At 74.4% G+C, this 9179-nt stretch carries 11 protein-coding genes and 1 pseudogene; 5 read left to right on the forward strand and 7 right to left on the reverse strand.

The annotated features are described in order from the left end of the window. Positions 1–27: 27 nt before the first annotated feature. Positions 28–816 carry a 4'-phosphopantetheinyl transferase superfamily protein gene (locus ABZ885_RS30220; protein WP_360195444.1) on the reverse strand — a complete coding sequence of 263 codons (789 nt, stop codon included), beginning with the start codon at positions 814–816 and terminating at the stop codon, positions 28–30. A gap of 110 nt (positions 817–926) precedes the next feature. Further along, positions 927–1637: a TetR family transcriptional regulator gene (locus ABZ885_RS30225; RefSeq protein WP_360195447.1), complete on the reverse strand. Its 711-nt coding sequence runs from the start codon at positions 1635–1637 to the stop codon at positions 927–929. Positions 1638–1711: 74 nt separating this feature from the next. Between ABZ885_RS30225 and ABZ885_RS30230 the strand changes: the two genes are divergently transcribed. Further along, positions 1712–2668 (forward strand): hypothetical protein, encoded by a 957-nt coding sequence (locus ABZ885_RS30230; RefSeq protein ID WP_360195450.1) that lies wholly within the window; start codon positions 1712–1714, stop codon positions 2666–2668. A gap of 78 nt (positions 2669–2746) precedes the next feature. On the opposite strand, the gene ABZ885_RS30235 is transcribed toward ABZ885_RS30230, so the two are convergent. The 3 genes from ABZ885_RS30235 to ABZ885_RS30245 form a co-directional block, all read right to left on the reverse strand. Then, positions 2747–3244: a hypothetical protein gene (locus tag ABZ885_RS30235; protein ID WP_360195453.1), complete on the reverse strand. Its 498-nt coding sequence runs from the start codon at positions 3242–3244 to the stop codon at positions 2747–2749. 125 nt (positions 3245–3369) lie between these two features. Further along, positions 3370–4596: a kynureninase gene (gene kynU, locus ABZ885_RS30240; RefSeq protein WP_360195456.1), complete on the reverse strand. Its 1227-nt coding sequence runs from the start codon at positions 4594–4596 to the stop codon at positions 3370–3372. 140 nt (positions 4597–4736) lie between these two features. After that, on the reverse strand, positions 4737–5567 hold the full coding sequence (locus ABZ885_RS30245) for a tryptophan 2,3-dioxygenase family protein (RefSeq protein ID WP_360195459.1): 831 nt from the start codon (positions 5565–5567) through the stop codon (positions 4737–4739). 201 nt (positions 5568–5768) lie between these two features. Between ABZ885_RS30245 and ABZ885_RS30250 the strand changes: the two genes are divergently transcribed. Together ABZ885_RS30250 and ABZ885_RS30255 are read left to right on the forward strand one after the other, a co-directional pair. Beyond that, the gene (locus ABZ885_RS30250) at positions 5769–6203 is read left to right on the forward strand and encodes an Lrp/AsnC family transcriptional regulator (protein ID WP_360195462.1); all 435 of its coding nucleotides are present in this window, start codon (positions 5769–5771) and stop codon (positions 6201–6203) included. A gap of 111 nt (positions 6204–6314) precedes the next feature. Continuing rightward, the gene (locus ABZ885_RS30255; RefSeq protein ID WP_360195464.1) at positions 6315–6857 is read left to right on the forward strand and encodes an NADPH-dependent FMN reductase; all 543 of its coding nucleotides are present in this window, start codon (positions 6315–6317) and stop codon (positions 6855–6857) included. A 57-nt stretch (positions 6858–6914) separates the two neighbouring features. On the opposite strand, the gene ABZ885_RS30260 is transcribed toward ABZ885_RS30255, so the two are convergent. Next, complete coding sequence (locus tag ABZ885_RS30260) at positions 6915–7550, reverse strand: MarC family protein (protein ID WP_360195467.1); 636 nt, start codon at positions 7548–7550, stop codon at positions 6915–6917. A 22-nt stretch (positions 7551–7572) separates the two neighbouring features. Further along, positions 7573–7890 (reverse strand): barstar family protein, encoded by a 318-nt coding sequence (locus ABZ885_RS30265; RefSeq protein ID WP_360195469.1) that lies wholly within the window; start codon positions 7888–7890, stop codon positions 7573–7575. A 150-nt stretch (positions 7891–8040) separates the two neighbouring features. Here ABZ885_RS30265 and ABZ885_RS30270 point away from each other — a divergent pair, with 150 nt between their 5' ends. Both ABZ885_RS30270 and ABZ885_RS30275 read left to right on the forward strand, forming a co-directional pair. Continuing rightward, entirely contained in the window at positions 8041–8601 is a 561-nt protein-coding gene (locus ABZ885_RS30270) for a DoxX family protein (RefSeq protein ID WP_360195472.1), read from the forward strand. A gap of 227 nt (positions 8602–8828) precedes the next feature. After that, a pseudogene (locus ABZ885_RS30275) lies at positions 8829–9179 on the forward strand (hypothetical protein); the annotation flags it as partial.

A 9179-nucleotide genomic window follows, 5' to 3' on the forward strand; every position in this document is an offset into this window, starting at 1 on the left:
ACATAGTCGCCCAACGAGTTGGTTGCCTTAGTGACGTGTGTACCGTCGTGTTCTCTTCCGATGCGCTGGGGCCGGGGCCGCGGCCGCCGCCGGGGCCGCGGCCGGGGGCGTCAGCACCACGATCCGGGGCGCGGCGGTGCTCACCGCGGAGACGGCGACCCCCTGCGCGGGCTCGGTCCAGTCCAGCAGGTGAAGGTCCTGGTAGCGGCTGCGCAGCGGCCCGTCGGCCGGGACGTCGAGCGGCAGCGCGGAGAGGTCGACGGTGGCGAGCCCGTCCAGGCTGGCCCGCCCGAGCTTGATCAGCGACTCCTTCCGCACCCACAGCCGCAGGAACGCCAGCTCCGGCTCCGGGTGCGCCTCGACCCGGCGCAGCTCGGCGGGGCTGAGCACCCGCCCGGCGACGTCGAGCTGCGTGCCGGTGCGCGTGGTCAGCTCGACGTCGACGCCGACCGGGTGGTGCCCGGCGGCGGCCGCCACCACGCCGTTGGTGTGGGAGAGGCTGACGTGGACGTCCGGGTGGTCCGGCAGGTACGGCCGGCCGTGGTCCGTCTTCTCGCAGTCGGGGCAGTGCTGGGCCAGCGTCAGCGAGTCGGCGGGGACGCCGAGCAGCCGGGCGGCGCAGAACCGGACCAGGATGTGCGCGGCGGTGTAGTCGACCCGCCCCGCGTCGCGCCGGAACCGGGCGGCGCGTACGTGCTCCTGTTCGGTGAGCAGGTGCTCGCCGGCTTCGGGGTGTCGCAGGACGTCGGTGCTGGCCGCGACGGCGGCGAGCGGGGCGTGCGGGTCCTGGTGGTGCTCCTGCTCCTCGGAAGTCATGGCTCCAACCTAGCGGGCGGTGGACGGCGGCACGGCGGTTGGCCGGTACGGAGGAGTCCCGGACCGGTGCCGGCAGTCCGTGGGGGCGTGCCCGGTGCGCGCCGTGACGGTCAGGGCGCCGGGTAGTCCGCCAGCCCCGCCCGCAGCAGGCCGAAGGCCGCCGCGGCCGCCGTCTCGACCCGGGTGCGGACGACCGCGACCGGTTCGCCCGCCACGATGCCCCGCCGGATCTCGGCGAGCACCGCGCGGTGCGCCCCCGCCAGGGCGCCCGCCAGCAGCCGGGGCAGCGGGTCGTCCGGCTCCGCGCCCGACTCCTCGGCGAGTGCCTCGGCGAGCGCCGCCTCGGCGCGTTCGCCCAGCTCCAGCAGCCGGGCCTGCAGCGCCGGGCTCTCGGCGATCATCCGCCAGAACACGGTGGCTTCGGTGCTCAGCCCGTACGTCGGCTCCCCTTCCGCCAGCCCGGCCAGCAGGTCGGCCCGGACTGCGTCGACGGCCGGGCTGCCCGCCGGCCGCTGCCGCACCACGTGCGCCAGGTGGGCCACCACCTCGTCCTGACGGTCGAAGAAGAGGTCCTCCTTGGTCGGGAAGTAGTTGAACACCGTGTTGGCCGAGACGCCGGCGGCTCTGGCCACCTCGGCCACGGTGACCCGGTCGAACCCGCGCTCGGCGAACAGGCCCATCGCGGTGTCGGAAAGCAGGGTGCGGGTCTGCTGCTTCTTGAGCTGGCGCAGGCCCACGGCGGGAGCCGGGGCGGTGGCCGTGGCGGCCGGCTCGGAAGAAGCCCCGGGAGCGGGCCCGGCAGGAGGCACTGCTGGGGTCATGCGGACATCATGCCGGAATCCTGGTGCCGCACAAAATTTGGAGTGACACCAAAAATATCGGCTACGGTGGCGGCATGACCTTCACCTTCGGCATCTACCCCGGCGGCCTGCTCGGCGACGAGACCGGCGTGATCGAACCCGTCCGCCCCGACGACCCGGCCCGGATCACCGCGGCCCTGCGGGAACTCCAGGGCGCGGCGCCCGCCTTCCTGGTGCGCGCCTACCGCTCGTACACCGACGCGGTACCCGTTGCGGCGGCCACCCCTTCCGAGCCCGGGCGCTACGCGGCCGAGGGCCGCCGGCTCGACCTGGTGCTCCAGTTCCGCGAGCCGAGCGGGCGGCTGGACGGTTGGCTGGAGCACGTACGGCACACCGTCCGGACCGAGGGGCACCTGATCGGCGCGCTGCAGATCTGCGAGGAGCCGAACGCCGACCTGCCCCCGGTGGACGGCAGCATCCCCAACGTCCGCCGGGCGCTCGTCCAGGGGGTGGTCGCGGCCAAGGAGGAGGCGCTCGCCTGCGGGTACGACCTCGCGGTCGGGTTCAACGCGGCGCTGAACCTCGACCCCGCGGACACCTTCTGGGCGGAGCTCGGCACGCTCGCCGACGAGCGGTTCCACCGGGCGCTCGACTACGTCGGCCTGGACTTCTTCCCGGACGTCTTCCGGCCCGTCCGGCCGGAGCGGCTCGCCGAGGCGGTGGCCGGTGTGCTCACCGGCTTCCGGCGGGACGCGCTCGCCAAGGCCGGCATCGGATCGTCGGTGCCGATCCGGATCTGCGAGCACGGCTGGCCCACCGGCCCGGACCGCACCGAGCAGCGGCAGGCCGAGGTGGTGGAGGAGGTGATCCGGACGGTCGCCGGCCTGGCCGCCGAACTCACCGTCGACGGCTACGCGTTCTTCAGCCTGCGGGACGCGGACAGTGCGGGGGCCGGCCTCTTCGACCGGTTCGGCCTGCTCCGGGGGGACTACTCGCGCAAGCCGGCCTTCGACGTCTACCGGCGGCTGGTCGGGGAGCTGACCGCGCCGTGACGGCAGCGCCGGACGGCCCCTCGTCCGCGAAGACCTTGGGCCGTCCGGCGTCACCGGGCAGCAGCCGGCGGGCGCGGCTCAGCGCTCGTCGAAGAACCGCTCCACCGTGCCGCGCCGGGCCGCGACGGCGGAGACCGACTCGCCGACCACCCGCCCGGCCAGCTCGACGGCGAGCTCGCCGACGTCCTGCCGGAGCGTGACGGCGGCGAGCGCCTGGTCGACGGCTATCCGGGCGTTCGCCTCGGCGACCAGCCGGTCCCGCTCCCGGACGCCCTCCTCGCGGGCCGCCGCGATGGCCGCCGCGCCCTGCTCGGCGGCCTCCTGGCGGATCCGGGCCGCCTCGTGCCGCGCGTCCGCCAGCTCCCGTTCGCGGGTCCGGCGGACCAGCTCCGCCTCGGTGCGCAGCTCCTCGGCGCATTCCTCCCGGCCCTCGGTGGCATCCCGCCGGTCGGCCTGCACCCGGTCGATCCGCGGCAGGATCCTGCGGCCCAGCAGCCAGAACATCAGGAAGAAGCAGGCCAGCCCGACGATCAGTTCGGCCGGTTCGGGCTTCAGTGGTCCGAGTTCAACGTTCATGCATCCCTCCTATGATCTGACGATGGGTCATAGGAGAACCTGCCCGACCGTACGGGCTCGAACCCTTTCCGGCGGAGGCGGATGAGGCGGCCGGACGGGCTCCGGCCGCCTCATCCGCCTTCCCGTCAGGTCACCTCGCCGCGCCGGGAGAAGCGCTCCTCCCGCCACTCGCCGCTCTCCAGCACCTCGGCCAGCTGCCGCGCCGCGTCCCAGACGTCGGTGTACGACAGGTAGAGCGGGGTGAAGCCGAACCGCATCAGGTCCGGGGCGCGGAAGTCCCCGATCACGCCGCGCGCGATCAGCGCCTGGACCACCGGGTAGCCGTCGGCGTGCCGCAGCGCGACCTGGCTGCCGCGCCGGGCGTGCTCGCGCGGGGTGGCCACCTCGACCCCGTCCAGACCCTCCACCAGGCTGATGAACAGATCGGTCAGCGCGAGGCTCTTCGCCCGCACCGCCGCCAGGTCGGCCCGCTCCCAGACGTCCAGCGAGGACTCCAGCGCGGCCTGTCCGAGCAGCGAGGGCGAGCTGGTCAGGAACCGGCCGATGCCCTCCCTCGGGTCGTAGCCGGGCTCGAAGGCGAACGGGCGGGCGTGCCCGAACCAGCCGCTCAGCGGCTGCTCCGGCCCGGCCGCGAGGTGCCGCCCGGCCACGTACAGGAAGGCCGGCGAGCCGGGGCCGCCGTTGAGGTACTTGTAGGTGCAGCCGACCGCGAAGTCCGCGCCGCTCGCGCCGAGTTCGACCGGAAGGGCGCCCACCGAGTGGCAGACGTCCCAGATCATCAGGGCCCCGGCGGCCTGGACCCGGGCGGTGATCCCCGGCATGTCCAGCAGCTCGCCGGTGCGGTAGTCCACGTGCGAGAGGACGACGACGGCGACGTCCGCGTCCAGGTGCCGGTCCAGCTCCGCCGGGTCGACCAGGACGCTGCGCGCGCCGTCGAACAGCCCGGTCACGCCCTCGGCGATGTAGAGGTCGGTGGGGAAGGCCACCCGGTCGCCGAGCACCGTGCCGCGGCCGGGGCGCAGCCGCAGCGCGGCCGTCAGCACCTTGAACAGGTTGACCGAGGTGGTGTCGCAGACCACCACCTCCGCCGGGTCGGCGCCGATCAGCGGCGCGATCCGCCGGCCCAGCCGGTAGGGCTGCTCGAACCAGCCGGCGTCGTTCCAGCTGCGGATCAGCTCCCGGCCCCACTCCTCCTCGACCACCTGCCGCACCCGTCCGGGGGTGCGGGCCGGCAGTGCACCGAGGGAGTTGCCGTCCAGGTAGACGATCCCCTCGGGGAGTGCGAACTCCTTGCGGAACACCGCCAGCGGGTCGACGGCGTCCAGCGCCTCGCACTCCTCGCGCGTGATCATGCCCAACCTCTCGTTCCCGGCGCTCTCGTTCGCCCTCTGCTCGTTCGCCGGCCCGTTCGCCGACCTGTCCGCCGCCTGCTCGTCCAACGGCGCGCCCGCCGACGGCCCGGGCACGGCCGGCCCGCCCGTCGTCGGGCCGGTCACAGCTCGTCCCGGACGTTCCACAGCTCGGGGAAGACGTCCTGCTCGGCCGACTTGCGCAGCCAGGTCAGGCCGCTGGAGCCGCCCGAGCCGGGCTTGGCGCCCATCGCGCGCTTGACCGCCGCCAGGTGGCGCTGGCGCCAGCGGGTCACCCGCTCGGCGACGTCCAGCAGCGCCTCGGCGAGCGGCTGCAGCGCCGCGTACTCCGCCTCGTCGTAGACCCGCCGCCAGGCCGCCTCGACCGCCGGGTCGGCGTGGTGTCGCTGCTCCGAGGGCTCGTGCGGCACGTCCAGCCCGCGCCGGGCGAGCAGCGCCAGCGCGTCGTCGTACAGACCGGGGGAGCGCAGCGCCTCGCTCAGCTCGGCGCGCGTCTCCGGCACCTCGTCGTACATCCGCAGCAGGGCGGCGTTCTTGTTGCCGAGCAGGAACTCCAGGTGCAGGAAGGCCGAGGACTGGAAGCCCGAGGCCTCGCCGAACACCGAGCGGAAGGCGTTGAACTCCTGCGGCGTCATGGTCGCCAGCAGGTCCCAGGACTCGACCAGCACGTCCTGGACGTGGGTGCCGCGGCGCAGCGCGGCCAGCGCGGCCGGCAGGTCGTCCTCGCGCAGCGACTGCTGCGCCAGCGTCCACTCGTGCCGCAGCAGGCCGAAAAGCAGCTCCATCACCTGGGTGGTGACGATGAACGACAGCTCGGCGGGCACCTTGCTGCGCGGATTCTGCAGGCTGTGCAGCTCGGCCAGCCGCACGTAGCGGGCGTACGGGGTGCCGTGACCCGGTTCGCCGCCCCTACCGAATGACAGGCTGGGTGTCTCCACCGTGTCGTGCCCCATCCCGATCCCTCCTGATGACCCGCATCGTCGCGGGGCCCCATTGTGCGGCGGTTACCACCCGCTCTTGAATGGGCTCCGGACACCGCTCGGCCGCTCCTACTTGTCGTTCGAGTGGTATTTGGGCCGATCGTCCTTATGATCACAAAGCAGCGGAATCCAGCCAATCCGAACCCGCTGATCACGACCCACCGGGAGCCCCTCATGGACGCCGTCGACCGCCGCCTGCTGGCCGAACTGCAGGCCGATGCCAGGCTCTCCTACAACGAGCTCTCCCGCCGGGTGAGCCTCTCCGCGCCGGCCGTCGCCGAGCGGGTCCGCCGGCTGGAGGCGGACGGGGTGATCAGCGGGTACCACGCCCACGTCGACCCGGCCCGGGCCGGGCTGCCGATCACCGCGGTGGTCCAGCTCCAGTGCTACGGCCCGCGCTGCGTGCTGCGCGATCCCGAGGTGCCCAACTGGCCCGAGGTGCTCCAGCTGCACCGGGTGACCGGCGGGGCCTGCTGCGTGCTGGTGGTCGCGGTGCCGGCGATGGCCGACTTCGAGGCACTGACCGACCGCCTCGGCGGCTACGGCCAGCCGGCCAGCTCGATGATCCTCTCCAGCCCGGTGCCCTGGCGCCCCGTGGTCGTGCCCTGACCGGCCGTCCTCCCCGCCGTGCCGGCCGCTTCGCACCCCCCTCCCCGCGCACCGGCCGTTTCGCGCCGCACGGCGCGGCGCCCGGCCCGGCGGAACGGTAGGTTCCTCGCCATGCCGAACGACGACCGTCACATCCTGCTGCTCCCGGGCAGCCTGCGCGCCGGCTCCACCAACGAGACGGTGCTGCGCACCGCCGCCGCCGTCGCGGACTCGCTCCGGGGCGTCACCGCCACGTACTACACCGGCCTGGCCGCACTGCCGCACTTCAACCCCGACCACGACGCCGACCCGCTGCCGGCCCCGGTCGCCGGGCTGCGGGCCGCGATCGAGGCCGCCGACGCCCTGCTGATCTGCACCCCCGAGTACGCGGGCACCCTGCCCGGGGCGTTCAAGAACCTGCTCGACTGGACGGTCGGCGGCACCGAGATCTCGGACAAGCCGGCCGGCTGGATCAACGCCGCCGCCCCCGGTCGCGGCCAGGGCGCCGAGGCGACCCTGCGGACCGTGCTCGGCTACACCGGCGCGGCCGTGCTGGACGAGGCCTGCGTCCGGATCCCGCTGGACCGGCACGGTGTCGGCCCGGACGGCCTGGCCACCGACCCGCTGGTCCGGGACCGGATCGGCGAGGTGCTGGCCCGGCTGGCGGCCGGCTGACCGCACGGGCCCGCACCTGCCGGCCGGCCGGCGCCCGGGGTCCGTGCGAGTCCGGGTTCAGTGCGAGTCCGGCAGGTGCACGCCCAGCCCCGCCAGGCCCTTGAGGAACAGCTCCACGCCGACCGCGGCCAGCAGCAGGCCGAGCAGCCGGGAGAGCACCTCCAGCGAGGTCCGGTGGGTGCGCCGCATCAGCGGGGCCAGCGCCGCCACGCAGAAGTAGTTGATCACCACGACGGAGATGTAGGCCCCGGCGACGGTGGTGCGCCAGCCCCAGTCGTCCTTGACGAGCGAGGCCACCAGCACCGCCGTGACCGCCAGCGGGCTGGCGATGTACGGCAGCAGCAGCTCGCGGATGCCGTCCACCATCGGGTTGGACAGGTGTTCGTCGGCCTCGTCGGCGCCGGCGCCCAGGTGGATGCCGAGGACCAGCGCGACGGCGTAGACGAAGAAGATCGTCCCGCCGGCCAGCTGGAGCGACTGGTCGCTGATGTGGAACAGCGTGGTGACCGGGTCGGCGGTGTAGGCGAGCACCAGCCCGATCAGGGCGGAGATCACCGTGGACCAGGCCGCCAGCCGGCGCAGCTCCCCCGTGGAGCGGGTCGCCGCCAGCCGGGCGAACGACAGCAGGACCTTCGGCGGGCCGACGACGGCGAAGAAGGCGATGAAGGCGCTGCTCAGGTTGAAGACGAACATGGGCCAAGCATGGCCGGGACGATCATCGCAGCTCGACCGCCACGCCCTCGGAGCGCAAGGTGGCGAGGATCGCGTCGAAGTAGTCGAGCCGCCGGTCGCCGAGGAAGACGGTGCCGGTCAGGTGCCGGCGGGCGGTGTCGGAGTCCTCCCACACCAGGGTGAACGGGGGAGCGGGGCCGAACCCGCCGTGCAGGCAGTCGGCCAGCGCGTCGAGGTTGGAGCCGTAGTAGCCGCCGGGGCCGTTCAGGGCGGTGCCGAGGGCTGCGTAGAACGCCTCCCGGTCGGTGATCAGGTGGCCGTCCAGGACGTACGTGGGCCGCTCCGGCCGGGTGACGGTCATCCGCCGCTCCGCTCTGCTCGCTCCCGTTATTCCTCGCTCCTTCGATATTCGCCCGGATGGCGGTCCCGGGTCGAGTCCGCCCGCCCTTTCGGCTGCTATGGAAACCGGCTGCTACGCAAGCCGACACCTCCGCTGGAACGAGGACTCGACATGTGTCTGAACCGTAAGGACCTGGGCCTGCTGGCCCTGCGCGGCGCCGTCGGCGGGGTGCTGATCGCGCACGGCACCCAGAAGCTGTTCGGCTGGTTCGGTGGCGGCGGCCTGGAGGGCACCGCCAAGGCGATGGAGCACATGGGCTTCCATCCGGGCCGCCGGAGCGCCATCGCGGCGGGGCTCGGTGAGGCGGGCGGCGGCGCCATGCTCGTGGCGGGCCTGGCCACGCCGGCGGCCGGCGCGGTGGTGGCCGGCACCATGGCGGGCGCGGTCGCGGTGCACGCCCCGGCCGGCTTCTTCATGACCGCCGGCGGCTACGAGTACCCGGCGTTCCTCGGGGCGACCGGTCTGGCGCTGGGCCTGGCCGGGCCGGGCCGGTACTCGCTGGACCACCTGAGCGGCCATGCCTTCGACCGTCCGTGGGTGGGCGTGCTCGCCTTCGCGGGGAGCGCGGCGGCGGCGTACGGGGTGGTGGCCCGCCGGCGGCACGTGGTCCGGCTGCGCGAGGAGCGGGCCGCGGTGGAGGCCGAGTCGCAGGAGGGCTCCGGGCTGTCCTGAGCCCGTCCCCGGGTGCGGGGTGACGCGCTTGCCCGGGAAACCGGCCCCGGTGGCCGGCTTCCCGGGCACCGGCCCGCCGGGCTCGCCGCGCCGCGCCCGCCCTGCCCCGCCGCGCCCGCGCGCCTCACCCGGAAGCACCACCCCTGCTGGCGGCCGCGGGCGCCGTTCCGGAGGGTGGGCGGCAGGTGTGCCGGGCACTCCGGCGCCGGGCAGAATCGAGGACCCCGATGCATCGCCAGCCGGACCGTCAGCCGGACCACCACCCCGAGCGCCGGAGGCCGGCCCCCTGCCGGCCGACCGTGCAGGACCCGGACGCCCCCGTGGTCCGGCGCCCCCGCCGCGCCCTGGCGGGCGCCCTGGCCGCGGCCGTGCTCGGGGCGGCGGCGCTGGCCGGCTGTTCCTCGGACGGCAAGGCGAGCAGCGTCGTCTCCGCGGCGGAGTCCGGCCTCTCGGCCGCCGCTTCGGCCGCCGCCTCCGCCGCGGCGCTGGCCCGGCTGATCTGCGAGGAGCCTCTTGCGGGCACGCCTGGAGTCGAACACCGCTACGTGAACAGGGGGTTCATCCTGCTCGGACTCGCG

This window comes from Kitasatospora sp. NPDC047058 (assembly GCF_040643935.1).
GTDB lineage: Bacteria > Actinomycetota > Actinomycetes > Streptomycetales > Streptomycetaceae > Kitasatospora.